Origin of the sequence: Undibacterium sp. Tian12W (genome assembly GCF_049339405.1) — a bacterium.
In the GTDB taxonomy this organism is placed as follows: Bacteria; Pseudomonadota; Gammaproteobacteria; order Burkholderiales; family Burkholderiaceae_D; genus Undibacterium.
In genome coordinates, this window is record NZ_JBMPPK010000011.1 from 60,572 (window position 1) to 86,370 (window position 25,799).

Annotated in this window: 33 protein-coding genes and 1 pseudogene; 15 read left to right on the forward strand and 19 right to left on the reverse strand. The window is 52.0% G+C overall.

The window, feature by feature from the left end; all coding sequences use genetic code 11:
- Nucleotides 1–143: 143 nt before the first annotated feature.
- On the forward strand, nt 144–1,166 hold the full coding sequence (locus ACO0LI_RS15160; RefSeq protein ID WP_423033370.1) for a YiiG family protein: 1,023 nt from the start codon (nt 144–146) through the stop codon (nt 1,164–1,166).
- Nucleotides 1,167–1,382: 216 nt separating this feature from the next.
- Here the strand turns inward: ACO0LI_RS15160 and ACO0LI_RS15165 are convergent, their stop codons facing one another.
- Entirely contained in the window at nt 1,383–2,471 is a 1,089-nt protein-coding gene (locus ACO0LI_RS15165; protein WP_422952921.1) for a hypothetical protein, read from the reverse strand.
- Between the two features lie 92 nt (nt 2,472–2,563).
- Between ACO0LI_RS15165 and ACO0LI_RS15170 the strand changes: the two genes are divergently transcribed.
- A complete protein-coding gene (locus ACO0LI_RS15170; protein ID WP_422952922.1) occupies nt 2,564–3,097 on the forward strand; it encodes a hypothetical protein in 534 nt (177 codons plus the stop codon).
- Here the strand turns inward: ACO0LI_RS15170 and ACO0LI_RS15175 are convergent.
- Complete coding sequence (locus ACO0LI_RS15175) at nt 3,089–3,361, reverse strand: hypothetical protein (RefSeq protein ID WP_422952923.1); 273 nt, start codon at nt 3,359–3,361, stop codon at nt 3,089–3,091. The genes ACO0LI_RS15170 and ACO0LI_RS15175 overlap by 9 nt on opposite strands.
- 224 nt (nt 3,362–3,585) lie before the next feature.
- Here ACO0LI_RS15175 and ACO0LI_RS15180 point away from each other — a divergent pair, with 224 nt between their 5' ends.
- Nucleotides 3,586–4,413 carry an AraC family transcriptional regulator gene (locus ACO0LI_RS15180; RefSeq protein ID WP_422952924.1) on the forward strand — a complete coding sequence of 276 codons (828 nt, stop codon included), beginning with the start codon at nt 3,586–3,588 and terminating at the stop codon, nt 4,411–4,413.
- 83 nt (nt 4,414–4,496) lie between these two features.
- Nucleotides 4,497–4,889, forward strand: a complete 393-nt coding sequence (locus ACO0LI_RS15185; protein WP_422952925.1) for a cupin domain-containing protein — start codon at nt 4,497–4,499, stop codon at nt 4,887–4,889.
- A gap of 406 nt (nt 4,890–5,295) precedes the next feature.
- Here the strand turns inward: ACO0LI_RS15185 and ACO0LI_RS15190 are convergent, their stop codons facing one another.
- Entirely contained in the window at nt 5,296–5,607 is a 312-nt protein-coding gene (locus ACO0LI_RS15190) for a hypothetical protein (protein ID WP_422952926.1), read from the reverse strand.
- Between the two features lie 15 nt (nt 5,608–5,622).
- The gene (locus ACO0LI_RS15195; RefSeq protein ID WP_422952927.1) at nt 5,623–6,183 is read right to left on the reverse strand and encodes a DUF6210 family protein; all 561 of its coding nucleotides are present in this window, start codon (nt 6,181–6,183) and stop codon (nt 5,623–5,625) included.
- Nucleotides 6,184–6,412: 229 nt separating this feature from the next.
- Here ACO0LI_RS15195 and ACO0LI_RS15200 point away from each other — a divergent pair, with 229 nt between their 5' ends.
- The 4 genes from ACO0LI_RS15200 to ACO0LI_RS15215 all read left to right on the forward strand — a co-directional run bounded on the left by ACO0LI_RS15200 (nt 6,413) and on the right by ACO0LI_RS15215 (nt 9,400).
- Nucleotides 6,413–7,090 (forward strand): GntR family transcriptional regulator, encoded by a 678-nt coding sequence (locus ACO0LI_RS15200; RefSeq protein ID WP_422952928.1) that lies wholly within the window; start codon nt 6,413–6,415, stop codon nt 7,088–7,090.
- A gap of 47 nt (nt 7,091–7,137) precedes the next feature.
- Nucleotides 7,138–7,656 carry an isochorismatase family protein gene (locus tag ACO0LI_RS15205; RefSeq protein WP_422952929.1) on the forward strand — a complete coding sequence of 173 codons (519 nt, stop codon included), beginning with the start codon at nt 7,138–7,140 and terminating at the stop codon, nt 7,654–7,656.
- A 22-nt stretch (nt 7,657–7,678) separates the two neighbouring features.
- A complete protein-coding gene (locus ACO0LI_RS15210; RefSeq protein WP_422952930.1) occupies nt 7,679–8,821 on the forward strand; it encodes a trans-sulfuration enzyme family protein in 1,143 nt (380 codons plus the stop codon).
- A 90-nt stretch (nt 8,822–8,911) separates the two neighbouring features.
- Nucleotides 8,912–9,400 (forward strand): hypothetical protein, encoded by a 489-nt coding sequence (locus tag ACO0LI_RS15215; RefSeq protein ID WP_422952931.1) that lies wholly within the window; start codon nt 8,912–8,914, stop codon nt 9,398–9,400.
- On the opposite strand, the gene ACO0LI_RS15220 is transcribed toward ACO0LI_RS15215, so the two are convergent.
- On the reverse strand, nt 9,374–9,655 hold the full coding sequence (locus ACO0LI_RS15220) for a hypothetical protein (RefSeq protein WP_422952932.1): 282 nt from the start codon (nt 9,653–9,655) through the stop codon (nt 9,374–9,376). The two genes, ACO0LI_RS15215 and ACO0LI_RS15220, sit on opposite strands and share 27 nt — an antisense overlap.
- A 195-nt stretch (nt 9,656–9,850) precedes the next feature.
- Between ACO0LI_RS15220 and ACO0LI_RS15225 the strand changes: the two genes are divergently transcribed.
- The gene (locus ACO0LI_RS15225) at nt 9,851–10,072 is read left to right on the forward strand and encodes a hypothetical protein (protein ID WP_422952933.1); all 222 of its coding nucleotides are present in this window, start codon (nt 9,851–9,853) and stop codon (nt 10,070–10,072) included.
- 125 nt (nt 10,073–10,197) lie between these two features.
- Here ACO0LI_RS15225 and ACO0LI_RS15230 read toward each other — a convergent pair whose 3' ends face one another.
- From ACO0LI_RS15230 to ACO0LI_RS15240, 3 genes are all read right to left on the reverse strand, one after another.
- Nucleotides 10,198–10,698 (reverse strand): tetratricopeptide repeat protein, encoded by a 501-nt coding sequence (locus ACO0LI_RS15230; RefSeq protein ID WP_423033372.1) that lies wholly within the window; start codon nt 10,696–10,698, stop codon nt 10,198–10,200.
- Nucleotides 10,699–10,796: 98 nt separating this feature from the next.
- Nucleotides 10,797–11,090, reverse strand: a complete 294-nt coding sequence (locus ACO0LI_RS15235) for a hypothetical protein (protein ID WP_423033374.1) — start codon at nt 11,088–11,090, stop codon at nt 10,797–10,799.
- Between the two features lie 64 nt (nt 11,091–11,154).
- Entirely contained in the window at nt 11,155–11,751 is a 597-nt protein-coding gene (locus ACO0LI_RS15240; protein WP_423033376.1) for a DJ-1/PfpI family protein, read from the reverse strand.
- An 87-nt stretch (nt 11,752–11,838) separates the two neighbouring features.
- Here ACO0LI_RS15240 and ACO0LI_RS15245 point away from each other — a divergent pair, with 87 nt between their 5' ends.
- A complete protein-coding gene (locus ACO0LI_RS15245) occupies nt 11,839–13,173 on the forward strand; it encodes a PLP-dependent aminotransferase family protein (RefSeq protein WP_423033378.1) in 1,335 nt (444 codons plus the stop codon).
- 10 nt (nt 13,174–13,183) lie between these two features.
- Here ACO0LI_RS15245 and ACO0LI_RS15250 read toward each other — a convergent pair whose 3' ends face one another.
- The 5 genes from ACO0LI_RS15250 to ACO0LI_RS15270 all read right to left on the reverse strand — a co-directional run bounded on the left by ACO0LI_RS15250 (nt 13,184) and on the right by ACO0LI_RS15270 (nt 17,965).
- Nucleotides 13,184–13,750 carry a hypothetical protein gene (locus tag ACO0LI_RS15250; RefSeq protein ID WP_423033380.1) on the reverse strand — a complete coding sequence of 189 codons (567 nt, stop codon included), beginning with the start codon at nt 13,748–13,750 and terminating at the stop codon, nt 13,184–13,186.
- A gap of 385 nt (nt 13,751–14,135) precedes the next feature.
- Complete coding sequence (locus tag ACO0LI_RS15255; RefSeq protein WP_423033382.1) at nt 14,136–15,053, reverse strand: hypothetical protein; 918 nt, start codon at nt 15,051–15,053, stop codon at nt 14,136–14,138.
- A gap of 255 nt (nt 15,054–15,308) precedes the next feature.
- Nucleotides 15,309–16,514, reverse strand: a complete 1,206-nt coding sequence (locus tag ACO0LI_RS15260; protein WP_423033384.1) for an aminotransferase class V-fold PLP-dependent enzyme — start codon at nt 16,512–16,514, stop codon at nt 15,309–15,311.
- On the reverse strand, nt 16,511–16,975 hold the full coding sequence (locus ACO0LI_RS15265; protein ID WP_423033386.1) for a RidA family protein: 465 nt from the start codon (nt 16,973–16,975) through the stop codon (nt 16,511–16,513). Before ACO0LI_RS15265 ends, ACO0LI_RS15260 begins: the two co-directional genes overlap by 4 nt.
- Nucleotides 16,976–16,984: 9 nt before the next feature.
- Nucleotides 16,985–17,965, reverse strand: a complete 981-nt coding sequence (locus ACO0LI_RS15270) for a quinone oxidoreductase family protein (protein WP_423033388.1) — start codon at nt 17,963–17,965, stop codon at nt 16,985–16,987.
- Between the two features lie 98 nt (nt 17,966–18,063).
- Between ACO0LI_RS15270 and ACO0LI_RS15275 the strand changes: the two genes are divergently transcribed.
- The 4 genes from ACO0LI_RS15275 to ACO0LI_RS15290 all read left to right on the forward strand — a co-directional run bounded on the left by ACO0LI_RS15275 (nt 18,064) and on the right by ACO0LI_RS15290 (nt 21,165).
- Nucleotides 18,064–18,987: a LysR family transcriptional regulator gene (locus tag ACO0LI_RS15275; RefSeq protein ID WP_423033390.1), complete on the forward strand. Its 924-nt coding sequence runs from the start codon at nt 18,064–18,066 to the stop codon at nt 18,985–18,987.
- A gap of 254 nt (nt 18,988–19,241) precedes the next feature.
- Nucleotides 19,242–19,925 carry a DUF3106 domain-containing protein gene (locus tag ACO0LI_RS15280; protein WP_422952946.1) on the forward strand — a complete coding sequence of 228 codons (684 nt, stop codon included), beginning with the start codon at nt 19,242–19,244 and terminating at the stop codon, nt 19,923–19,925.
- 451 nt (nt 19,926–20,376) lie between these two features.
- Complete coding sequence (locus ACO0LI_RS15285) at nt 20,377–20,604, forward strand: hypothetical protein (protein WP_423033392.1); 228 nt, start codon at nt 20,377–20,379, stop codon at nt 20,602–20,604.
- 123 nt (nt 20,605–20,727) lie between these two features.
- Nucleotides 20,728–21,165, forward strand: coding sequence for an ExbD/TolR family protein (locus tag ACO0LI_RS15290; RefSeq protein WP_423033394.1), 438 nt, complete (start codon nt 20,728–20,730; stop codon nt 21,163–21,165).
- Nucleotides 21,166–21,193: 28 nt separating this feature from the next.
- Here ACO0LI_RS15290 and ACO0LI_RS15295 read toward each other — a convergent pair whose 3' ends face one another.
- Both ACO0LI_RS15295 and ACO0LI_RS15300 read right to left on the reverse strand, forming a co-directional pair.
- Nucleotides 21,194–21,634, reverse strand: coding sequence for a hypothetical protein (locus ACO0LI_RS15295; protein ID WP_423033396.1), 441 nt, complete (start codon nt 21,632–21,634; stop codon nt 21,194–21,196).
- A 401-nt stretch (nt 21,635–22,035) separates the two neighbouring features.
- Nucleotides 22,036–22,488: a cache domain-containing protein gene (locus ACO0LI_RS15300; RefSeq protein ID WP_423033398.1), complete on the reverse strand. Its 453-nt coding sequence runs from the start codon at nt 22,486–22,488 to the stop codon at nt 22,036–22,038.
- A gap of 217 nt (nt 22,489–22,705) precedes the next feature.
- Here ACO0LI_RS15300 and ACO0LI_RS15305 point away from each other — a divergent pair, with 217 nt between their 5' ends.
- Nucleotides 22,706–23,323, forward strand: coding sequence for a glutathione S-transferase family protein (locus ACO0LI_RS15305; protein WP_423033400.1), 618 nt, complete (start codon nt 22,706–22,708; stop codon nt 23,321–23,323).
- A 7-nt stretch (nt 23,324–23,330) separates the two neighbouring features.
- Here the strand turns inward: ACO0LI_RS15305 and ACO0LI_RS15310 are convergent, their stop codons facing one another.
- The 4 genes and pseudogenes from ACO0LI_RS15310 to ACO0LI_RS15325 all read right to left on the reverse strand — a co-directional run bounded on the left by ACO0LI_RS15310 (nt 23,331) and on the right by ACO0LI_RS15325 (nt 25,658).
- Entirely contained in the window at nt 23,331–23,807 is a 477-nt protein-coding gene (locus ACO0LI_RS15310; RefSeq protein ID WP_423033402.1) for an Lrp/AsnC family transcriptional regulator, read from the reverse strand.
- Between the two features lie 35 nt (nt 23,808–23,842).
- Nucleotides 23,843–24,163: a hypothetical protein gene (locus tag ACO0LI_RS15315; protein WP_423033404.1), complete on the reverse strand. Its 321-nt coding sequence runs from the start codon at nt 24,161–24,163 to the stop codon at nt 23,843–23,845.
- A gap of 153 nt (nt 24,164–24,316) precedes the next feature.
- Nucleotides 24,317–24,478: pseudogene (locus ACO0LI_RS15320) on the reverse strand (hypothetical protein); the annotation flags it as partial.
- 229 nt (nt 24,479–24,707) lie between these two features.
- Nucleotides 24,708–25,658 (reverse strand): TIGR02285 family protein, encoded by a 951-nt coding sequence (locus ACO0LI_RS15325; protein WP_423033406.1) that lies wholly within the window; start codon nt 25,656–25,658, stop codon nt 24,708–24,710.
- Nucleotides 25,659–25,799 lie beyond the last annotated feature (141 nt).

Here is a 25,799-nt window from a genome sequence, read left to right on the forward strand (position 1 = left end):
ACAAATGGATACAAATTGTTGCAACTTTAAAAACATCAAGCGGCTAAGATGGCCCACCCAATCTGAACTTGACTAGCATGACTTTGCCTCACACTGCTGTATCTGCAATCTCAACAAACATGCGTACGACAATATGTACGACAATGCGAACGCGCACGCTGGCGGGCCTGGGTCTGGTCTTGCTGGCTACCGCGTGCAGCAAAAATACCGACAATGCGCCCGCAACGACAGCAACCCAGCCGGTTGCCGCCAGTCAGGTACAAGTTGCGCCTGTTCCTGTTACTGCGCCCGCAGCGGCCTCTGCCCCCACAGCAAGCGGTTCAGACAAACTGCAAGATTACATCGCCTGCTATAACCAGCTCGACAGAAATGCCCATCGCAGCATTGCGCGTTACGCGAGCTGGGTCAAGAACATGGAAACTGGCCCCAGCGGAAAAGAAAACGTGGTGTATGGCCTGTATAAAATCGATGTCGATGAGATAGCCAAATGCCAGGCCAGCTTTGCCCAGGCAGGCAAGGCAGCACCGGGCAAACTTGATGTGGCGGCTACGGCTTACATCAACAGCCTGGCAGAGTTGGGCACACTGGTTGCCGATGCCGACCAGTATTACAGCCGCGACAACTACAAGGATGATGCCTTTGCCAAGGGCAAAAAAATGCATGCGCCGCTGGCAGCAGCGATGAAGCTGTTTGAAGAAAAGAGCAATGTCTTTTCTGATGAAATCGAAGCAGAGAACGACAAGGTACTCGATGCAGAAATGCAGCAACTTGAAAAAAACGAGGGCCGCCAGTTACCCTATCTGCAAATGGCCCTGATGAGCAAGGCCAAGCACCTGATACGCCTGATAGGTGAAGAGAAATTCGATGCAGCCACTGCGGCCAAGGCACTGGCCGAGTATGAAAGCCTGACTGACGAAGCGATAGCCTATGTCAAAAAGAATAGTGAAAGTGCCGCCAGCGGCTGGTCCAGCCTGGAGAGAGCCAGCGAAGAATATCGCAAAGCCGCCAAAGAACGCGTGCGCCGCATCCGTGACAAAGTGCCCTACAGTGAAGGCGACAAGATGATGCTCAAGCCAGGTTCAGCCTGGATGGTAGAAGGCAGCCAGGAAAAAGTCACCAAGGCCTACAATGAATTGATAGAAGCGAGTAACCGCATGCACCGCTAAGGTCGATTAATTATACAAAATTGAGCATAAAAATAAGCATACACAATTAAGCATTCACGATTTTTTTACTCATGCGGGATTTTTTCAAGCGCGCATCGTTACTCTGCAGACATGGAGTGCGTTTGAAGAAGCCCCACATGAACCCTACCCGGTAGTACTCCAGGTCCCCATCTGGAGTTGCTCTTTACAATGCCCTTGTAGTCTGAGGGCATTTTTTTATGGTTTTACAGGTTTGCATTGCGCGGCCTGTTTATCCACTGCGGCCTTGTCGCCAAACAGCAATTTCACCCCGCATTGCGAACCGAACATTCTTGTTTGGTCATGCCCTACGCCGTCCACATCGAGGTAATGATGGTTGCTGGCTGGCAGGGCTTTGGCGACTGGAGTTTGCTTGCCCAGGTATTGTTCATAGGCCCAGTAAGCATGGGCACGGTCATAGCGCGTTGGCCCTTCTGCCTCGGCACCGCAAGACTTGTCGAGTACGCGGTGGTTCGGATCAGTATCCAAGCTGCCAACCAGATAAGTGACCTGTCTTTGCAGGTGACGGCTGTATAAATCCAGGCCAGTCATGCCCTTGGCATAGGGCACCATGTTTTGCATGCCATAGCGGTAGTCATCATAGGCGGGGCACACTGATTTATCGTAAAGCGCAAAACCAGTGGATGCTGGTCGCTCAGGCGTGAAATACAGATACGATGAGGGATTCGCCACCACATATTGCACATCCAGCCCCCGCGCCCGCAAGGCTTCATCCACATGATTCAGGACAGCATAACGGTGTATCAATTGCCCGCCACCAGAATGCCCGGCGAAAGTGATTTTCTTTAGCTGAGGCAGACGCGACTTGTCGGCCAGTAGTTGGGCGATATCATCGATGACCTGCAATGAACTCAAACCCGCCTGCGTGCCTGTGCCCGGCAAGGCAGAGTCACCGCCAGTCCAGCCCTGCACAGACCAGACCGGCATGCCATCAAAGCCGGTATCAGGTTTGCCCGGAAAATTAGGCGCAATCACCAGCACTTCATCCCCGGAGCGGCCAGATGCCTGCAACAAGGCCATCGCCGCCGCATAATAATCATCGCCATTACGCTGTATGCCATGCTGGACGATGATGACTTCACGTATCGTATCCAGTTTTCCATCGAGCCTATGATTGGCATACACCGGAAAATCATACCCGGCCTGCTGACCAGGCACAGGAAGATGCAAACGCTGCCAGGCAGGTGCGGCACTGGCAGGCTGCACAAGACAGCAAACAACCAGCGTCGAAGATGCCAGCTTGCAAAAGAAATTAGATGCTTTCATGCCTGCCTCTGCGTTATTTGTATGGTGGGAATGATAGCATTGCCATGCGATTCAAATTTACCGCAGCCTGCCCATTTTGGAAATGAAATGTAATGAAAAGTAGCATCGTATGTATCGCCACAGCCTTGCTGCTGGTCTCAGGCAACAGCTTCGCGCAAGATACAGCCAGCAATACCCGCCGGCTTGTCTCGCTGGCCCTGGTCAATTTTCAATACACAACGGCGGATGAAATCGAGGCTTTTTGCACCCGCCTTGATCCCGCCTACAGCCCACGCTTCGCAGTAAAAAGACTGGAGTGGGACAAAAATATCAAGACCATGTACGCGATGATGTCTTTTGCAGTCGGGCGCGCAGGAACTACCGACAAGGCAACTGGTGACAAGGCCACATCAGGTTTGCGCTCACAGTTTGAAAAAGGTATGGAAATGTCTAAAGAGCGGGCCAACAGCGCCAAGCCTGAGTATGAAATCCCCGCACAGTGGAAAGAAATGAAATTGGGGAAAAATATAAAAGAAGACGTGCAACGCGCAATGTCTGGCCTGGATGAGAATGAGCAAAAGCGGCGCTGTGATTTTGTACTCACACAAAAAGGGATGCCAGCAATACCACCGAAAGAATTACCCTGATTTGGATTGATGCTCTGTAGGGTGCGCCGTGCGCACCATTGCTTCGACTAGCCTCATCACCCCGGTGCGCACGGCGCACCCTACCAAAGTCTGATCAAAGTCTGATGATTCGCTTTTCAGCATCTCAAAAAACTCATCCCGCATTACGGATGAAAACCATCCAACCGTCATGCCGGACTTGATCCGGCATCCAGCGGCTTTCGTCGAACACTTGTGCTCTTGTTCATGAATGAAAAGCTGCTCACTGTTTTCCATGAACCCCAAGGATTTTCCAGCCCGGGTTAAACGACACTGGATGCCGGATCGAGTCCGGCATGACGATTGTGGAGCCATGGGTAAAACCAGGTAAAGAGCTTTTTAGTGTCTGGATGAATGAAAATCTTGCAACCCGTACCAGACTTCATCTGATATCTGGTAGAAAATCCAGACGCTGTGTAAAAACCATCCATAAGTGCTAGCATATACCTCATGGAAGCGAGCACACCGCCATGAGCAAGAAAAACACCGACTGGATACGCCAGGCGCCAGGGTCTGCCCGGCTGGAACGTATCGAAGCTTATTTTTCAGGCAATGCCTATGCCATGCACAAACATGATACCTACGCCATAGGCAGCACGCTGGCGGGGGTGCAAAGCTTTGCCTATCGTGGCAGCAAGTGTAACAGCCTGCCTGGCGGCACCATTGTCCTGCATCCGGATGAGGCACATGATGGCCAGGCAGGCACTGGCGATGGCTTTCATTACCGCATGATCTATGTCGAGCCTGCGCTGATACAGCAAATCCTGGGCGGCCAGGCTTTACCATTTATCAAGAACGGCATTTCCACCGATCCACGCCTGTTTGCCGCCACCCTGCCACTGCTGCAAGCCATGGACAAACCCATGGATGCGCTGGAAGAACAAGACGCGCTGTTCGACCTGGCTCATGCCATGCACACCTGCTCAGACAAACTCGCTGGCGCAGCGACAAGTAAATTGCATTTTGATTACCAGGCCGCTGAACGGGCGCGTGAGTATATCCACAGCGCCATGGCCGACAACATCACCCTCGATGAACTGGCCGGGTACAGCGGCCGTGACCGCTGGAGCCTGTCACGCGATTTCCGCCTGCTGTTTGGCACCAGTCCCTATCGCTACCTGACCATGCGCCGCCTTGACCTCGTAAAAAGCCTGCTGATGCAAGGTTACACGCTGGTCAACGCCGCACTGGCTGCCGGGTTCAGCGACCAGAGTCATATGAGCAAACACTTCAGCAAGGCCTTTGGCCTGACACCTTTGCGCTGGTTGAACATGCATGGCAAAGCATCCCGGCCTTAAAACCTGACGCACAAACGTACAAGAATTGCTGTGGCAGCTTGCGTATGCTGGGGCTTTTCAAACAAAAGCCAGGGATGCCAGCCATGAATACCGTAGCAGTCAGCGACAGCAAAACCTATCACAGCATTAATTTTGCCAACAAGTTCAGCCTGTTTAGCGAACAGTGGTCACAAAAAGTCATCGCCGAGATGAATGACTATCAATTCAAAGTCGCCAGACTGCAAGGTGATTTCATCTGGCATGACCATACTGATACCGATGAAAGTTTCATCGTCCTCGAAGGCCAGTTACGCATCGATTTTCGCGATGGCCATGTACTGATATCCGCAGGTGAAATGTTTGTCGTACCCAAAGGTATGGAACATAAACCCAGTGCAGAACATGAAGTCAAACTCTTGCTGATAGAACCACGTGGCGTGGTCAATACCGGTGATGAGGGTGGTGAGCGTACCAGTGAACTGGATGTGTGGATTTGATTTTGGGGTTTTGTTCCGGGTTTTGTTCCGGTTTTTGGTGCTGGGTTTTATCGTACACCTTAAAAAAATATCCAGCTCATGCAAAACAGCAATCTAAAAGTCGTCATGCCAGACTTGATCTGGCATCAAGCGGCTTTCGTCGCATACTTGCGGTCCGGCTCATGAATAAAATGCAACACATTGATTTTGCATATGTTCCAAGAATTTTCAGGCCCGGGTTAAACGACACTGGATGCCGGATCAAGTCCGGCATGACGGGATCGGGGGTTATTTGTCTATCTTAAGCACTGCCGTCTTTGACCTTTTGAATTCACACGCACAACTTACGCAACACGATCATTCTTGGCCGAAGCTTGCAGAGTGCGCCGTACGCACACCACCTCGCAGGCAAGTCATTACTTAATTATCACGCCATTGGCGCAAGATATCGATCAAATACCTCATGCAACTTCTCCAAGTCTATATTCGCCGGAACAATTTGATCCTGCGATTTAGCTGAACCATGAAGCACTGTAAAAATCGCCCAATCCATTTTGAGCAAGTACTCATTGTCTTCTATAGCGTATATGGCAGCTTCCACCATATCATGCACTTTGCTCAATTCGGGTATCGTAACTCCGCCATTATCATGGAATTTTTTATTACTCACATTAATACTTGCAGGCCAAAGAGAAATTACCCTCTGGAACACCACATCAAAATTTTCTTCACTTGACATATAAATTCCAGTTCATCAATCACTGTTTTGCCAAATCAAAACCATTTCGGCCCGAGGATCTGAGCCTTCACAAAATGGTACCCACGTATACTCTGATTTAATACAAACGTGTATCCAGGCTTCATACGATTCCTTTAGACGGTTAGGAGCAATGCAAAGCCAGTCAAGTTTATGCCGCTTAAATATGGCATCAATATCTTCCGCGTCTCTCTCGCTAAGACCCGAACGACTATGAGCTGGCAAGAAGTAGCTGGCCAATTCATTTTCTGCTTCATATGAAGCTTCTATCGGTACAAGGTAGCCTTCTAAAGAAGGATGAAAACACGCAGTGCCAGCACATTGATGGGTGTATTCAACTCCGGTTGGGTGATGGACGATGAGATACAAACCTCTTATTTCCGGAATTTCCACATCAATCAACTTACGCTTTTCACTCTCAAGCACAATTTTACGGGCAGCAGACGTACGTGGCGAAAATGTATAAGGTGGGAAATTACTACTCTGCGACTTTGCTATAGGTTTGGTTGCAATTGGCACCTCGTCTTTGATACCCAGTAGTTTCTTTAACCAACTCATTCTGTATTCTCGTTTGAAATTGCATCTATCTTATTCTTAAGCTACTCAGAGAAGGCGATATTGCCAAGGTTGCTTAAAACAAATAATTAACATTAAAGCATGTGCTATTCCAGGTGGACAATAAATTTCTGTACGCGACATCTTCAAAATTCTGTAGTATATTACATACTACAAACTTAAAATTGCTTAAAAATAACTTTACTTATCATTTAATAACACCCAACCCAGCATGCCCATCCCCGCCAGCACAGCCCCATTAAGCCGCTCCCTCGCCCGTGAAGAGGTCTATCGCAGCCTCAAGCAATGGATCATAGAGTTGCAGCTCGCGCCTGGAGAAATCTTACGTGATCAGGAACTGGCCTTGCAGCTTGGGGTATCGCGCACGCCTGTGCGTGAGGCCTTGCGGCAACTGGAGGATGAGGGTCTGGTCATTACCAGCTTTCATAAATGGACCAAGGTCGCACCTTCAAGGCTGGAAGAAATTATCGAGCTGTACCCGGTCGTCGCCGCACTCGAAGCAACGGCGCTGGAGCTGGCAGCACCCCGGCTGGCTGAAGCTGATTTACAGGAACTTGAGACTGTCAATGCGGCGCTCGCGCAGGCTATTGCGGCACATGCGCATCAACGTGCGACTGAACTCGATGCGCAATTCCATGCCATCATCGTGCGAGCCAGCCAGAATGCGGAGATAGAAAAGCTGCTGGCGAATCTGCGTCCGCGCATTAAACGCATAGAGCTGGCGCATTTTGGTGACCAGCGCATGGCACCGCAATCGATACAAGAACATAAAACTATCATCGCTGCGCTGCGTGCTGGTGATACGCAGACAGCAGTGCAGGCCATCAAACAAAACTGGGCTCTGCCACCGGATTTATTGCAAGTGATAGCAACTACTGTCCCCACATAAATCTATAAGCCCCTTTCTAAGCCCGCTTGTCAATTTTGGAGTAAACCATGCCATCTGCCCTGCTCATCATCGATTTTCAGAATGCAGTTTTCATCGACCCGCCAGCCCATAGGGCAGACGAGGTACTGGCGCGTATCAGCGAATTGATTGCAAGGGCCCGCAAGGCCAACATACCGGTGGTGTATTTGCAGCATAATGAAGCGGGTACCGCGTGGGAAAAAGACAGCGACAGCTGGCAATTCCCTGCCGCCATCGCACCTCAGCCCGATGACTACGTTTGCGCCAAGCAGCACAGCAGCGCCTTTCAGCAAACCGGCTTTGAAGCCGGGCTTGCTGAACGTGGCATAACTGAAATTTTTGTCTGTGGTTATGCCAGCGAGTTTTGTTTAGACAGTGCAATACGGCAGGCAGCGGCGCTGGGTATCAAAACCAATGTCATTGCCGATGCCCATACCACGCGCAACCGCCCTCACCTGGATGCAGCTACCATCAGCAATCACCACAACTGGGTATGGAGCGAAATGGGGCAGATCAGCGTGATACCGGCTGCGCAACTGCCATTCTGATCAGCGTTTGGAGAGAATAACCATGACTGACATCAGTACCAGACTGGTCAAACCTGCCAGCGATATCCCGGATGGATTTGCGTCGTTGTCGCAGGGCGTATTCCATGCATCGACTATCGTCTTCCCGGATGTTGCCTCCTTCCTGCACCGACAGGCGCAGGCACATACGGGTTATAGCTACGGGCAAAATGGCACGCCCACCCACTATGCGCTGGCAAATAAATTGTCTGAGCTTGAAGGTGGTGGCCATACCGTGCTGGTGCCGACTGGCCTGGCAGCGGCAGTGCTGGTTAACAGCATGCTGCTGGGTGCGGGCGACCATATGCTGCTGCCAGACAGCATTTATGGCCCGACGCTGGAAACCACCAAAACCCTGTTTGCCAAATGGGGTGTGCGCCACAGCATTTACCCCAATGATATTGGCGCTGGCATCGTTGATTTTTTTGAAGACAATACCAAACTGGTGTGGACAGAAAGCCCTGCCACTAACAGCATGGAAATGCAGGACATACCCACCATCGTTGCGGCTGCCCATGCGCGCCAGATCAAGGTGGTGATGGACAATACCTGGGCCACGGCACTGGGCTTCAGGGCGCTGGATGCCGGTGTCGATTTCAGCATACAGGCGCTGACCAAATATGTGGGTGGGCATTCTGATTTATTGATGGGTGCAGTCAGCACACGCGATGAAGCAAGCTACCATGCCCTGCGTGATACGGCAGAACTGCTCGGTTATTACGTCGCCCCCGATGAATGCTTTCTGGCGCTACGCGGCTTGCCGACGCTGGCCTTGCGGCTAGAAAAGCAATATGCGTCTGCCCTGCGCATCGCAGAATTTTTACAGAAGCATGCAGCGATAGCCCAGCTCAATTATCCACCACTGCCGGGTGATACTTATCACCATTTATGGAAACGCGATTTCAAACTGGGCAATGGCTTGCTCTCTTTCAGCTTGAAGCAAGACAATCTGCCAGCGATAGAAAAGTTTGTCGCCGCACTACAGCTATTCACGCTGGGCAATAGCTGGGGTGGCGTACACAGCCTGATTGCTGTTGCGCCACAGCGCGCCCCAAAAACCGGCTGGCTGCTGCGCCTGCATGTGGGGGTGGAATATGTCGATGACTTGCTGGCTGATCTTGAACGGGCATTGTCTGCTTTTGCCTGAAGTGATGTCGCAGGTGAAACCCCATCATAAACTGACATCTGCAAAATAAGACTCAAACCAAACAAGACTAAAACCAGGCATGCTACAACCATGAATGAAAGCATTGACCAGTTCCCTCAAACACCTGAGCCTGTGAAAGAAGGCGCGCAACGCCTGCATTTGCAACTGCAGGTAACAGCGGATTTTTGCGCTGCCCTGGAAACAGAATTGGCAGCAATGATGCATGAACGTCTCACGGCATTTCGCCAGCGCTTCAGACGCAGTAAATTCCAGCTACGCATGCAGAGCTCATTAAAATATGTGGTCGCTTTGGGGCTATGTCTGTCAGTAGCCATGATTTACCTCGACAGTATCAGCAGACAGAGTATCAAGCTGGATATCGCTTTTTTCACCTTGTTTTCAGTCGCTTTTTTCCTGACAAGGGATATGAACAAGTTCATCGCCAAACGCGACAATATGGTTAAACCCTACTGGCGATGGCTGGCAAGAAGCAGGGCTTCCAGCATGCTCAGAATCGCAAAAAAAACCAAACCCTTCATGGCCGAATATGAATTACGCGATGATGTCGTCGTGTACTAGCGCATCACCAACACCGGCAGCAAGCTTGCCTGGACCAGAAGCCTGAAGCACTGCTACCTCAGCGGGCAACATGCGACTTTGCTCTACAAAAAAGAAACCTCGCTGTATCCTTATATACTCATCATGCACGAAGCACCGCAGGAATTGGCATTGTATCTGGATATGCTGGGACTGCAGTGTATTAACAGCACCGAAAGTATATAGATTTGTAGGGTGCGCCGCGCGCACCGGCTCACTATCAACAATGGTGCGCATGGCGCACCCTACCCAAATTACAAGTGTCGTCGCCAGCGTAATAAATTTAAGGCACCTTCCAATGCGACGTATGCAGGTAATGTACACGACGAAGATATTTCAAATATAGAAAGTCCATCATGAACCAGCACAGCAAAAAGTTCTTCATGCTCCACGAGGCGGCAATCGGGCCGCCCGGGGCAATGAGGAACTGCCATGAAAGATCTCTCTCGTGCTTTGCGCAGGCATCATGCTGCGCGCCTGAAAAAGAAACGTCAGTATTATTTTTATAGTTGGAAAGAAAAACTCAGCGCCTTGCGCCTGGGTATGGTCTTGCATACACCAACAACCTGCAGTTGCTATATGTGCGGCAATCCGCGCAAGTATTTCAAGGAACGCACCATGCAAGAAAGACGCTGGATGCAGGTAGTTGAATAAGCGAATGTTAGCGGTGTAAGTTCAGTATAACTGCTGGCAGTCATCGGACAGAAACTCAGAATGTAATCTGGGTTTCTGTCATTTCCTTGCGCTACGCGCGTACGATTACGCGATGCCATTCGCACCTACGAATTGATTTGCTTCAAAATTCTGCGTGCCTCATCATGCGTATCAGATATGACATTGTCTGATACAAGGGATATATTCAAATATTTAACTGCTTGGGCTCTACTTTGCTTTGTTCCTCTATCGATGCAAATTTTTGCCAAAGCAATTGCAGCGTCACCGTCGCCGCTATGTAGAGCTTTTAAAAACCAATAAGAAGCACGCTTTACATTGCCCAGATTACGATACCAGACACCGATATTCATAAAAGCGCAAATGTCCTTATTTTTTGCAGCCTTTTTATACCAGAGCAATGCCATATCCTTATTTTGAGGCACGCCGACACCTTCGTCCAGGAAATAGCCGATAGTGTTATACGCATAAATTTCGCCCTGATTGGCCGCTAAATTTAGTAATTCAAAAGCTTTTTCGTTTTCTCCGCGGTCCCATGCATCGTTGGCCTGGTCAAATAAACTTTGAGATGAATTCTCGTCCGCCTTAATCATCGCATTTTCTTTCAATTCAATTTAGATGACAGGTCAAGACATAAAAATATCAATCGTCATCATAAAATCATGCGTACGATTACGCTTTGCTAATCGTACCTACAAACAATGCCTCAGGACGCCGACAAAATCTCCAGCAGCCGCGCAAAACCTGCCGGAATTTCATGCGTCTGATCAGGTGAATAGAGCACATTCAAGACCTGATTCTCCGTATCAAGATCAACGACGTCAATTGCCAACCAGTCTTTGAACCAGAAATCGATCGTGCCGATTTTAGAGGATGATGACAATTCCAGTCTTTTCAAATCACCAAAATCCCCTTCCAGATATTCAGTCCAGGTCAGGACATAGGAAGCGGGGATCAGGGGTTCTACAAGTTCCTTGAAATAGGCAAGGTGTTCGTTCATATACTAGTGGACTGTAACAGTGGAAACCGGGAACACGCATCTTATCCTGAACCCATCGCCGGTGTCACAAATACGGAGTGATATTGCGCATGGTGCGCTCCACATAGTCTTCTTTCTCACCGACCGGCGCAACATAGTGGATGGCGCTTTCTGCGGCTTCTGCTCCCGCCAGGCGGGCAATGACCCAGGCTGCCAGGTATTGCGACGCCAGGCAGCCACCTGCTGTGGCGACATTGTCTTTGGCGAAGAAGGGCTGGTTCAGGACTTCAACACCTGCTGCCTGCACCCAGGGTTTGGTAGTGAGATCAGTACAGGCTGGCACGCTGCCCAGCAAACCCAGTTTGGCCAGCACCAACGTGCCGGAACATTGTGCGCCCAGGATTTTCCGCGCTGGATCAAGTTGCAGTTGCGCCATCAGGGCGGCGTCTTCCACCACTTCTCGCGTGCGTATGCCGCTGCCGATGATGACGGCGTCTGCTGCATTTGCTTCCTGCAGGGATATCTGCGACTCCAGCAAGACTCCATTCATGGAACGCACCTGCGCTGCAGGACTGGCGATAGACACGCGCCAGCCTGGTGTCTTGATGCGGTTCAAAATACCCAGGGCGATCAGGGAATCAAGTTCATTAAAACCTTCAAATGTCAGGATGGCGATGTGCATAATCTCTCTTTGGGTTTGCAATGGTGATGAGGCATAATAAGCTGGCAAAACAATACAATCAAATAATTGTCATGGATACGCTTTAGTATGTCGCTGAGCCGCTATAAACAACTCGTCGATACACTCGCCAGCGAGATACGTTCTGGCCGCCTGGCACCAGGCACACGCCTGCCCACGCACCGCAAACTTGCTGCAACACATGGCCTGGCGCTGGTCACGGCCAGCCGCGTGTATGCAGAGCTCGAAACCATGGGTCTGGTCAGTGGTGAAACCGGGCGCGGTACCTTTGTGCGGGAAACGACGCTTGCACCCGGCATGGGCATAGACCAGCATGCGACTGCGACAGGGATGACTGACCTTAATTTTAATTATCCATCCCTGCCGGGCCAGGCAGAATTATTGCGCACCGCCTTGCGCCAGCTGGCATCTTCAGGTGATATAGATGCACTGCTGCGTTACCAGCCGCATGGTGGCAGACAACATGAGCGTGCCGCCATGGCACGCCATCTTGCGAGTCGTGGTCTTGATGTCTGTGCTGAGCAAATAGCCATCGTCAGCGGTGCGCAACATGGGCTGGCCATAACCGCCATGGCCTTGCTGCAACCCGGTGATGTGGTTGCTGTAGATGCGCTGACTTATCCCGGCTTCAAAGTTGTTGCACAAGCACAGCACCTCGAATTGCTACCGATTGCAATGGGCAAAGATGGCCCCGACCTGAGCGCGCTGGAAAAACTATGCAGGCAACGCAAGGTGCGGGCGATTTATACCATGCCCACCATGCACAATCCCCTGGGCCTGGTCATGGGCCTGGCATGGCGGCAAGAGCTGGTGCGCATCGCCCGCAAACATGGTTTGCTGATCATGGAAGACGCTGCTTATGCGTTTCTGGCGACCAGGCCACCTGCGCCACTGGCGGCACTGGCACCTGAGCTGACGGTGTATATCTCAGGATTTTCCAAGAATATTTCTACCGGGCTCAGGGTGGGTTATATCGCCGCCCCGACGCAACACCTGCCCGCGATTGAACGCGCAATACGAGCCACGACCTGGAACACACCTGCACTGATGACCAGCCTGGTGTGCAACTGGCTAGGCGATGGCACGGTAGCCCGCCTTGAAAAAGAAAAGCGTGTTGATGCCAAAGCCAGGCAAGTCCTGGCTGGTAAAGTACTGGCTGGATTTAATTACATCAGCCATCCGGCATCGTATTTTATCTGGCTGCCGCTGCCAACAGAGCTGCGCGCAGATCAGATAGCCATGGCACTGGAACGCGAGCAGATCGCCGTCTCAACGGCAGAACCCTTTGCCACCACAGAACAGGTGCCGCATGCATTGCGTCTGGCACTGGGCTCGGTGGAGATGGATGTGCTCAAAGTGGCGCTGGAGAAGTTCAGGCAGGTGTTGGCGCGGTATGTGTATTGATCAGGAATGATCAGGGGATGCTGGGATGCTGACCAAGCCGCTGCCGCATGAGATCAACGAAGGCATCCAGCGTAGGTTGTGGCCCGGCACCCAGATTGGCATTCGTACCCATGTCATCAATCTCGCGCAAGACCGTGCCGCCACCCATGGAGGTTTGGCCTAATACATAGTAACGGATATGCTGGCTGGACTTGTTACGCACGATGCCCGAGAAATGCGGTGCCAGCACCCAGGTACCTGCGCTTTGCTTGACTTCTTCCAGCGACTTGCCCGTCAGATCAACCGGCGTGGCCTGGGGATAAGCCAGCACCAGCAGAGTATGGTTGGCATCAAGTTCACACTGATGCCAGCGGTATTGCGTGGCTTCTTCATGCAAGCTGGGGATTTCCTGCGCTTTGCAGCCAAGGTGGTAAAACAGGTAGTGGGAATTCTCGTCGGCTTTTTCGACAATATCAAACAATTGCGCTGCCTGGCGAAAGACATAATGCGGCAATATCTGGTAGGCGATGTTATAAGACAATTGCTCCAGCGAAGTGCGTGCGGCTGGCTTGCTTTTGAAAAAATCGAATAGTCCCATGGTATCGCCCCGGATTTTTTGTATGTTTTCTCTTTGTCTCGCAAGAGACAGGATTGCAGATGAAACCATACGGGCGGGAGTTTTGTCAATTAAGCAGATTAGGCACGTGGGCAACAGAGACAAATTCTTTGTAGGGTGCGCCGTGCGCACCGGGTTTATTGATGACAAAGACCGGTGCGCATGGCGCACCCAGCGTGTCATTTTTTCCTGTTTCTACGTGGATGTAGAAAAGCTGCGAGCCATAGGACGCATTGTAATGCGCCGCATGTGTGTGCGATAAACGGCATAGGATTTTCGCCCGGGTTGTTGTACAACCATACGGCGCATTGCAATGCGCCCTACGTCACGGCATCCATTACGCTTGTAGCATCAGGGTTAACCAAGCCTAAGCTGCATCCAAAAGAAGCAACTTGCTCAAATCCGTACTCTCTACCAGGGCTTCATCCAACCCTTCGTTCCAGTCGCCCAGGGTTTCGTCGGCAAGAAAACCAGCGACTTCCATCAATTGGTGTTCATCATATTCTTCAGCAAAACTGTCCTGCACTTCACCCATCACCGCCGCAAATTTTTTATCCTTGCGCAAGGCGTTCAGGAAAATTTCTGAGACCTGCGCATATTGCGCTTTGCCCTCGCCTGCATAGATGCGGGCGAATTCGCGTAATTGCCAGGCAGATTCAGGATGAGGCAAAATCGCCAGTGCAACGCTGACAAAATCCTCAAGCACGATTTGCCGTTTGAAGCCATGACGATAGATGGCACGCAAGACATTTTCACCACTATTCTGGCCATCGGCGCAAACACGCGCTGCCAGCAAAAACAGTGTCTGTTCTGTATAGCCGTATTTTTCAAAGAGTTTATCGATGAGCCTGTAATGATAGGTCTCATGGCCCATGTACCAGTTGAACAGGAGCCTGGCGAATTGCGGTATATAGTTTTGATCAGCCAGGGCCAGTTCTGCAATGGCATAACTGCCTCTGGGATGAAATTCATCTTGCCAGGCATGACTCTCATGATTGACCTGGCTCACATATTGCGATACCAATGATCTCAGGGCAGCAAACTTTACCGCTTCATGGAAGAAGGCACGTTCATGGACGATGGTGTCGCCATGCCTGAAGATGATCTTGTAATCACTGGACTGTTCTCCATTACCAAGATCAAGAAATTTTTCCATGTCAGATGTAGCAGCAATCAATTGCTCGCAGGCCGTTTGCAGGCCCGCCTCATCCATCTGTATATCTATGGTGAGGACCAGCCAGTCACCAAAATTTTTCCTGTCACCTGCGTGTCGCCAGCGTTGCATCTGCCATCTCCATCATGAAATCGTGGATGGATTATGCCAGAACAGCAGGATTTGTTAGAAGAAGGCACATGTGTGCGCAAAGAATGACGCAGAATTTCTGCCCGGGATATTGTGAAACCACGCGGCGCATTGCAATGCACCCTACGTCACGGCTATAGTGAAGAGCATGCATATTCCCAGTAGGGTGCGCCGTGCGCACCGCTCCGTGAAGTTTGAATAAGTTAGCAGGCGGTGCGCACGGCGCACCCTACAAAATCAAAGCGCTTCCAGCGCGCGTGCCAATATCTCCACATCCTCCTCAGTGTTCAGATAAGAAAACGAAGCCCGCGCGATGCTGTGCAAGCCACGCACCTGCATGTCCAGCGGTGTGTAGGGCACGCCGTTTGCACCTATATAAATGCGTTGCTGGGCGAGTTTGTTTTTCAGGCTCATCGCATCATGCCCTTGCAAGTTGAACGAGACTATGCCGGATCGTGCGCCGTCCCCCAGATCATGCAGGCTGATGGCCGGTATGTTTGCCAGACGTTGGCGGCAAGATGCTGCCAATGCGGCGCTGACAGCGCCCAGCTGGGCGACGCCCGTGTTCAGTGCCAGCCTGACCGATTCTGCCAGACCCAGTTGCAGGGCGATTGCGGCTTCGCTGGTTTCAAAGCGGCGGGCGTCATTGCGCAGATGTGTTTCATTTGCCGCAATGGGGGCAGACGAGACATCGACCCAGACTGGCTCCAGCTTGTCGAGAAATGATTTGCGCACATACAGCAAGGCGGTGCCGCGTGGCCCGCGTAAGTGTTTGCGGCCTGCGCTTTTTAGCACATCACATTGCAGGGCTTTGACATCAACCGCTATTTGCCCCATGGCTTGCCCGGCGTCGATGAGGTAGGGCACGCCAGCCGCGGCGGCGATATGGCCAACGGCAGCGGCGTCATTGATAAGGCCACTATTGGCGGGTAGCCAGGTCAGTGAAATCAGGCGTACATGTTTGTCGATCATTTGTGCCAGGGCATTTGCATCGACACTGCCATCTGCTTGGCTGGGGATAGTCTCTACCGTCGCACCCGCGCGCTGTGCGGCACGCTGGTAATTGGCGAGGTTGCCGCCCCACTCCTGTCGCCCTGTCAGTATTCTGTCGCCCCGCTTTAATTCTGGCATGGCGGCAAATACACTGCCAAAGGCACTGGAGCCTGAGCTCATGAGGGCGACTTCATCGCAGCTGGCATTGATCAGTGCTGCTGCATCTTCGCGCAGGCTTTGCAGTCTGTCAGCCACCAGCAGGGCAGCCTCCATGGGGCCGACCTGCGCTTCGAGATCAAGGTGGGCGTGTATGGCTTGCAGGGCAGCCCGTGGCAATAGCGAGGCACCGGCATGATTCAGGTGCGTGCCTTGATCAAGGCCGGGTGTTTGCGCACGTAACTGCGCGAGTTGTTCAGTAGTGAGCACGCTTTTGATCACGGGCTTGATCATGCGGCCACCAAAGTGACTATCGCATCGACTTCCACCGCTGCACCCGTTGGCAGGCTGGAGACGCCTATTGCCGTGCGGGCATGGCGGCCACGCTCACCGAGGACAGCAACGAAGAGATCAGATGCGCCATTGGCTACGGCGCTATGGCCATCAAAGTCATGGCTGGCGGCGACGAATACGCCCAGGCGCTGCACCTGTGCTATGCGCTCTATGTCACCACCGGTGACTGCATCAATGACGGCCAGCAGGCGCAGCGCTGCCATTTGTGCTTCTTTGTGTGCTGCCTCGACTGAACCACCCGCACCCAGCACGCCGTCTTTGGCTGTGCCTGGATTGCCTATCTGCCCGGCGATGATGAGCTGGTTGCCTTGCAGAGTGTAGCTGAGATAATTTGCTGCCGGGGCCTTGACGGGTGGCAGGGTGAGACCAAGTTCTTGCAGTTTTGTTGTGATGCTGGACATGCTGTTTCCTTAAACAAGTTGAGAATTGATGGACAATAAAAGCTTGCCTTGCGTACCGCGTTCTGCCAATGCCGTATGGGCCTGCGCCACATCTGCCAGTGCATATTCGGCATGGATGCGCAGCTTGACCGTGCCAGTGGACAGGTAATCAAACACCTTGCTGGCATGCGCCTGCAAGACCGCCGGAGTCGTCAGATAATGCGGCAAGACAGGCCGTGTCAGGGAGATGCTCTTACGCATGAGTTGCAGGACATCGACAGGATCAGGCTGGCCGCTGGCGGCACCAAATAAAATGACATGGCCGCAAGGGGCGACGACATCCAGGCTTTGGGTGAAAGTACTTTTACCGACGGAATCAAACACCACATTAACGCCACGCTCCTGGGTTTTATCGCGGATGTGGGCAACCCAGTCTTTGCCATCTTCATACGCCACTGGCTGTGCACCAACGCTGCGCAGCCAGTCTGCCTTGCTGGCGGACGATGCCGTGCCAAATACCGTCAAGCCGCGTGCCACCAGCAATTGCACCAGCCAGCCGCCAACACCGCCAGCGGCAGCGTGTACCAGTACCGATCCGGATGCTGGCAGGCGAGCGACATCGTCAGTCAGCATGATGGCAGTCAGGCCGTGCTCTATGGCGGCGCAGGCATCACGCAGGCTGACAGCATCGGGTATGCGTATCAGATGCGCGGCAGGCACGGCCACCTGGCTGGCATAAGTGCCCTGTACACCTGTGGTATAGGCTACCCTGTCGCCCGCGTGCCAGCCGCTGCCCGCCGGTGCGCTGGCGACGATGCCTGTGCCCTCTATGCCCATGGGCCAGGGCTGTTTAACGCCGGGGTAGCGGCGTTCACGCTGGTAGATATCAACAAAATTGATACCCGCCCATGCTGCATTGACGATGACCTCACTTGTGGGCGTGGGTGCAGGCACATCCTGCAAAAGCAATTGCTCAGGCCCGTCAAACTGGTTCACGATGATCGCCTGCATGGTCTTTCCTCTGTCAAGTTTCGATGGGCTAATTATTGTCGTAATATAGGCAGACAAAAAACGATACTTTCGCAATATGAAAGTGAGGAAAATTCAATATGCAAGGAAAACTGCCACCCCTGTTCACGCTGCAAGCCTTTGAGGCGGCCTCGCGCCTGGGCAGTTTTAGCAAGGCTGCCGATGAACTGAGTCTGACACCGGGTGCCATCAGCCGCCAGATACGCCAGCTTGAAGACTGGAGCAGCCTGACCCTGTTCAAGCGCCAGGGCCCCAAAGTCAGCCTGACCGATGACGGCGCAGCCCTGCTGACTCGCCTTGCCGGCCCCCTGTCTGCCTTGCACCAGGCGATTTACCCACCGGCAGATGCAGCAACAAAGACCCTGCACATCTCCACCCTGGCATCCATCGCCAAAGAATGGCTGTTGCCACGCCTGGCCAGCTTCAGTGCGGCCCACCCGCATATACGCCTGATCATTGATACCGACTACGCACTGGTGCGCCCTGCCCCGCGTGTGGCCATGGTGGCGATACGCCACGGTGCCAGGCAAAGTACAGACCAGATTTGCGAGACCTTGTTCACCGACCGCTTATTGGCAGTGACATCGCCAGAACTCAGGAGCAGGCTGGGTACAGACGCGCGCCTGTGGCCAGCATCAATGATGCTGCAACACCTGTCACTGGACCCGGCCCAATGGCTGGCTGCCGCTGGCCTGCCTGAGGACTTCAGCTTGCAAGGCCAAGCCTATAACGATGCCGATGTCTTGCTGGAAGCTGCCCAGCGCAGCCAGGGCATCGCCCTGGGCCGCCTGTCGATAGCATGGAGACGCCTGCAGGCTGGCAGCCTGATACTGGCTAACAATACCATCTGCCCTAGCTCTCGCGACAACCTGCTGGTCTTGCGGGAAGATAGTGCGGCACTGCCCGAGGTGCTGGCCTTTACCACCTGGCTACGTGAGCAGGCCAGGCTGTGGCAGATGGAAATGGACAAATTCGACAGCATGCATCAGGTCGGGCAGGGATGATAAGTATCTCAGTGTGCCCACAAAGCTATCACTGTGATGGAACTGATTGCTTTAATTGACAGATTAATGCGTGAAACAAGCAGCCAGCGCTCAACGCGATGCCCTGTGACGCTGACGAAAATCCAAATGAAGTTTACAATGGAGGAAACTTCATCTCTGCAATATGGTCTCATGTTCATACAAGCGAGATTTTACAAACGCAATTTCAGGGCCTGTTGCAGTAATCCTGATTCGATCAATTCGAGAGTGGCGTCATGAAACCAGTGAACAACACCATAGATATAGCCAGCCTGAGCGCTATTGTGGGCATTACGGCCTTGGCCGGCTTGCTGTTTTTTAATATCCATGAAACCGGGCAGGCTGCTGTCGCCGGCCTGCAGGCCAGCAATGCCGCCAAACTGGCCGCAGGCAATGCCAGACCAGCCTCGCGCCTGGTCGGCAAAGCAGAATGGTCACAATTAAGCGCAGCCCAGCAAAAGACCCTGTCCCCGCTGCTAAGCCAATGGGGCAAGCTTGACGACAAGAACAAGGCAAAGTGGATCACCATCGCCGACCGCTACCCGGGCCTGAAACCTGAAGAACAAAAACGCATACAAAAGCGCATGGAACTGTGGGCGCAACTGAGCCCAGAGCAAAAACAGATTGCCCGCCTGAACTACGCACAGGCCAAGAAAATCGAGACTGCCCAAAAAACCAGGCAATGGGAGCTGTATCAGCAATTGCCAGCAGAGAAAAAACAACTGCTGGCCAGCGGGCTACCTCTACAGCTCGCCCCCGTGCCAGCTCCCAAAACCCTGGCCGATACGATTACGGCAGCCAGTACAGAAAACGTCGCTGCATCTGCCACCGAGCAAAGCTCAGCCTCAGCCAGCCAGTCTGCTGACCTGGAGGTAACGGCGTCTCCCGCCAGCCATGGTGATTTGCCGGTTGCGAAGTAAGCTCAAAAGCCAGCACGCTGAAAATACCCCGGCCTGAGTTAATCTCATTCCGGGGTATTTTTATGAGTGCCTGCTCCATAAGGCACTTAATGGTGCCCATCTCATCCTTACCGTGCCGACTTCGCATAAGCATCAAAGATATCTATCAGCAGGCAACATGAAATTTTCAAGCAAACTATACACAGCCTTGCTCTTGTGCGCATGTGCAAGCATTAACGCCAACGCCGACAACAAGACAGCCCCGGCTTTTTGCGAACAGCTAAAAGCATTTTCAAGCGACTTGAAAATCGATCAGAGCCGCAGCATTACTTTCTTTGTCCGCCATGTCGATATCCTCTCGTATCAAAGAGTATGCAAGCAGTATAAAGCAGACGACAGAGCAGACGACAGAGCAGACGACAAAAGCAGAGCATTTTGTAACTGGTTGAGCAAAAACAGTTCGGGCGAATTCATGGCTGCCAATGTCACCAGAGCATTGTCATGCGTAACGGGGAGCACTAATTTTTTTGGCAGACCAATGGAAATTAAAGAACTCAAAGGAAAATTGACTGCCTTTGAGCCTTTTCAAGACATGCCGGACATCATCATCGACTTCAAGTACTCTTTTGATGTACTTGCAAAAGACGAAGAAAATTATTTCACGATTACGGCACGCAGAGTGAAGCTGGAAGAAGATTGAGGGTATTTTTCCCGCATCATGGCAACTGGTGTTTTGCCATGCCTGTAAATCAGGAACATGCTACTTGCATCCTCAACAGATTAATGTAATGCTAAAGCATCACACTTCCACCAGGATGCCATCATGTTTTTTTCAACTTCAGCCAGACCAGACGAAGACAGTGATCGTTTATTGGGCATGAATATGACACCCTTGATCGGCGTTATTCTGGTGCTGATAATGGTAATGCTCATTGGGGTACCAAGGCAGCGGGATATGTTGCTATGGAAACTGTCAAGCCTGGCAAATGTTAGCTGCGACGGCATGATGGAAATATCCGTGACACAAATTGCTATAGATTTTGATGACAGCATATTGTGGGACGGGCATGTGATATCTCTTGAGGAAATGCAAACCCGCTTGTCGCAGATAAATAAGACCGAAGCGTTGCCGCCAGCGGTATATTTGAAACCAAGCTTCATGACCAGCCACGCGAGCCTGGTATCGGTTACCAATGGCATACGGCGCAGCGGAATAGACAAGATACGTCTGGAGATAAGTGAGTTCAGGACGGTGTCATAAAGACGCAGGGCTTATGCCATATCTTTATTCAATAAGCATGTACCCGCATAGGCCCCAGTTTGACTATGCTTACTTTGTTCTTTTCTATGAATGCGATCATCTGCGCCTTTTTTTCTGCGCTTGCTTTTCCGAATTTAAAGCTGTAGTAGGCAACGGTGAAAGACAGGGCTATCACACCCGTGCAAGCGGCGACAAACCACCATGCGTCGCGGTCGATTGGGCTGCCGGACAATATGATCAACATAGATAAAATCGACACAATAATCACAGCACCTATCAGCAACCTCAAATATGCAAAGGCGATAGATTTGAAATTGATGGGAATACGCAGGGCATGCGTATTGTCGATCACAATATAGCTGCCCTGATAAACCAGAGGTATCAAAGAAAAATGATGGGATCGTGTCGCTATATGCAAGTGACGATCAACGGACTCAACCTGCCCAAAGAATTTGGTACCATAAAACATCCTCTACACTCCAGTGAAATTTGCGCACAGTATCAACCCGACGTTGCCGTGCCAGCCATAATTGCGATGCCGATCTTACTAGCTTTAACAAGTGCAGGCAAATGAAGTAACGGTCTGTCGCATTAATGCCGTGACCGTAGGGCGCATTGTAATGCGCCGCATGAGAGCGTTGCAAACGAGGGAGAAATATCGATGCTGTACATGCCGCGTACATGCAGGCATTGCGATACGTCTTACCTACTGCAAGGCGTATTGCAGTGTCATGGAATTGATGATCAACTCCAGGTAGGGTGCGCCATGCGCACCGGGATTTTCTTGGTGTATGCAAACAGCGGTGCGCATGGCGCACCCTACTGAACTAGGGCTTTTACGCCCACCAGGTCTGAACACTGCATGCTGCATCAATTGCCTTTATAAATCCCTGCTTCGAGCGTGTAGTCACCGCTGCGTACATAGTAGGTGGATTTATTTTCCAGTTGTTTGGTGACGGGGTTGTTGTAGCGGTAATCGACCCAGCCCTTGCCCTTGGATTTTGCGCCTTCGACGATTTCCTTGCGGAAGAGTTTACCGTCTGCATCTGGCAAGACAATCATGTTTTTGCCTACCAGCTTGGGATTGACGGGATGGGCGAGAGTGGTGCCATCCAGACTGCGCACGACGAGATAAAGATCGCCTTTGATGAATTCAGGATTTTTGTTATTGACCTCTTTAATGAGCGCTTCAATACTGTTTTTCTTGACATAGGCCAGACCTTTTTCAACCATATCGATAGCATCAGACGGGTTGTCCGCATAGGCATTCGGAAAAATCATGGAACTTAACAAAGCCAGAAAAATCAGCGCGAAACGTTTCATGGTGTCTCCCTTTATGGTATTGATATTGGTATTGGTCTTGGCTCAGTATAGGCAAGTCGCATGAGTGAGACAAGCTATATTGCAGAAAAGCCGCATGGACAATGCGACAAATGCGGGGAAAATTCAGACACTCTGATTTAGCATGTCTTTTCAGCACAGCCAGTGGAATATCCCTCAGGCTTGTTATATTTTCATGCAAACTCAGGACGCTTTCATTATGCAACTACTCTACCAAACCCATTCCCCCTATGCCCGCAAGGCATTGGTATTCGCCCATGAAGCTGGCCTGGCCGGGCAGATAGAAGTCATCCATCATGAAACCAGCCCGACCAATCGTAATGAAGCTGTGTATGCGCAAAACCCTTTGGGCAAGGTGCCAGTGTTGGCTCGGCCCGGCTTGCCGCCGCTGTTTGATTCTGACGTGATTTGTGAATATCTTGATACCCTGCACACTGGCAGGCCCTTGATCCCGCGCAAGGGTGAGGCGCACTGGCATGCCTTGCGGGTGCAGGCGGTGGCCAAGGGCATGGCAGATTCTGGCATCGCCGTGCGCTGGGAAACCTCGCGCCGCCCGGAAGCCCTGCGCTACCCGCCGCTACGTGATGGTCATACGCAAAAGCTGCTGGCCAGCTATGACTGGCTGGAGCAAGGGCTGGATGTGGATGACCAAGTCCATATCGGCCACATCGCCGTGGCAACATCCTTGAGCTGGCTGGAATTTCGTGGCTTGCCCGGGTTCAGGGATGGTCGCCCCAGGCTGGTGGCATGGTATGAAACATTCATCAACCGCCCGTCCATGCTGGCGACGCCTCTGTCAGGTGAAACCCAGGACTGAGCTGTATTTATTCAGCCTCGTCGAGTGGCACAGGGATAGTCAAACCGCGCTTGACCAGACCCAGGCTGACATTGGTGGTGAAGCGCCTGACGTTGACATTCTCTTGCATGAGGCGCGACATCAGGGCATCAAAGGCTTCCATATGGGGTGCGGTGACGATGAGGACAAAATCAACTTCGCCGGTGACGTAAAAGGCTTGCTGTATATGTTCCTGCTCATTGAGCCAGGTGCGCAGTTGCGCCAGCAGTTCTGGCCGTTCGCGCTCAACTTCGAGTGAGACGATGAAAAAATTCGGACGGCCAATTTTAAGCGGATCAACGATTGCAGCATCACGCAGGATGACACCCTGCTCACGCATGCGGCGCAGGCGTCTTTGTATGGCAGATGGTGACAGCGGCACCTGTTCAGCCAGGCGCTCAGCTGCCAGGCTGGAATCTTGCTGCACGAGATTGAGTAACTGGCGGTCGAATCTGTCAAGTTGCATGGTGAACAGGGGCTGAGGCAAAAGTCATCATGACCTCAGCCTGGCGGGAAATTGAAATCACGCCTGACAGCGGCATAGCCAGGGTAAGCAGCACTCCTGGCGAAACTCATCTCTTCTGATTGCCACAAGTGGATCATGTCATTGCCTTGCGCAAAGAACAGGTAGCCCGTTTTTGTAAAACCCAATACATCGAACTTGCGGGACCATGGCCCAGTCATATACACACTGGTCTGGCCAGTTTTGCTTATCTTGTGGATCAAGGGCCGATGTTTATCGTCCCAGTTACCACCGAAATAAATATTACCCTCGGCATCAATAGCCAAGCCGGTGGAGGGTGTCGCCAGCTTGTGGAACACTGCACCTTTGCCGCTCTGATCATACCTGCTGATCTACCCGTCATTGCATTCAACCACAAGATCATTGCCATGCGCACTGATGTAAACGGGGCGGTTGATGGCAGCCAGATCACGCACCTTGCCCTGCTGGTCTATCACTTTCAGCATATTGGCCCCGGTATCGGCGACATATAAAAGATTGTCGCTGCCAAATGCGATGCCATTGGGCCTGCCAAGGCCGGTTGCAAAGACACGCGTCCCTGTATCACTGGCAATGCGGATGGATCCTGTACCGCTGTCGGCAAAATACAGTTGATTATCGGCATCAAACGCCAGCCCGGCAGGCGCATTGGCATCGGGTCGCCATCACGCGCGTGCTTGACGTCTGAAAATCGGTTTTGACTATGCAGTTAAGTGTGCTTGAAGTACTGAATATTGTCGTCGTGTCGTTTGCCATAATGAATAAGCCAGTAAGTAGGATAGCTAAGGTTAAGGAGTGAGGGTAATTATTCTACAATCAATTACGTGGCAGGTCTGCGCCTGCAAAGATTATTTATCGGCCGCTTTATTTACGTGCTCTTGCCTTGACAGGAAAAGCCAGGTTAAACACCTGGCGCGCCAGTGGGTGCGCATCTTCTGGCAACCAGCCTTCGTAATAGGCGGCGATGGCTTCGAGTATGTCGCGGCGGGCGAGTATGGTATTGATCTGCTCGATGACTTGCTCGCCAAACGGACCTTTGGAACAGGCAGCATAACCGGACAGGAAAGCCGGTTGCTCTTGCAGCGGATAGAATTTTAGATCGACAAAATCAACACTGTCGCGGTTGTTGAGGAAATTGGCTTCATACGGGTAGCCGAGGATGAGGTTGACACGGCCCAGGGCATTCATCTGGAACAGGCTTTTTGCGGCATTTGGGGCGCTGTTCAAAAAGATATTTTTCTTGCCTTTGTAGGTCGCCAGCAGATCGTCTATCGCTGCCCCGTAGCTGCGGCCACTTTGCACACCGACAGTCAGCACTTCGTCTTCAAGCAGCTTGCTGAAATTGAGTTTATCACCGGCGAGCAGATAAGGGCGCAGTTGGGCAATTTGCGCACGCGGTATCATGGCACCGGGTGGTATCTGGGCAAAGAATGGCGTGGAGAAAACCATGGTTTTTTCACGCTCGGCATTTTTGAACAGGCCAAGCGCGCATGCATTGCCTTCATCCCTGAGCATGAGCTCGAGACGCTTGAGTGGCACGTTGATGAACTTGTGCTGGTAGCCCGGCAGGTTGGGAATAAGATGGCGTTGCAGGGCCAGATCAACAATGCCCTCCCCCTTGCCCGGCCCCTCGGGTATATACAGGGGTGGCAAGGGAAAGACGTACCAGTTGATCTCGCTGGCGGCCTGACTTGCAGCCTGACCTGCAGCCTGACTTGTACCCTGTATCATGCCACTGGCAAGCAAGCTGGCGATCAGGGCGGTGCCTTTGATCCACTTTCCTGCACGCGCTGATAGATATGAAACAAGCTGCATCCACCCTCTCCCTGGTCACCGTTACACAACAACATCGTGCCAGTATGTCACATTTTGTCAGTTTGACAAAGATAGTGGAGAGGTGCTTTTGTAGGGTGCGCCATGCGTACCGTTTTTGTTCAACATGATTCAAAGACGGTG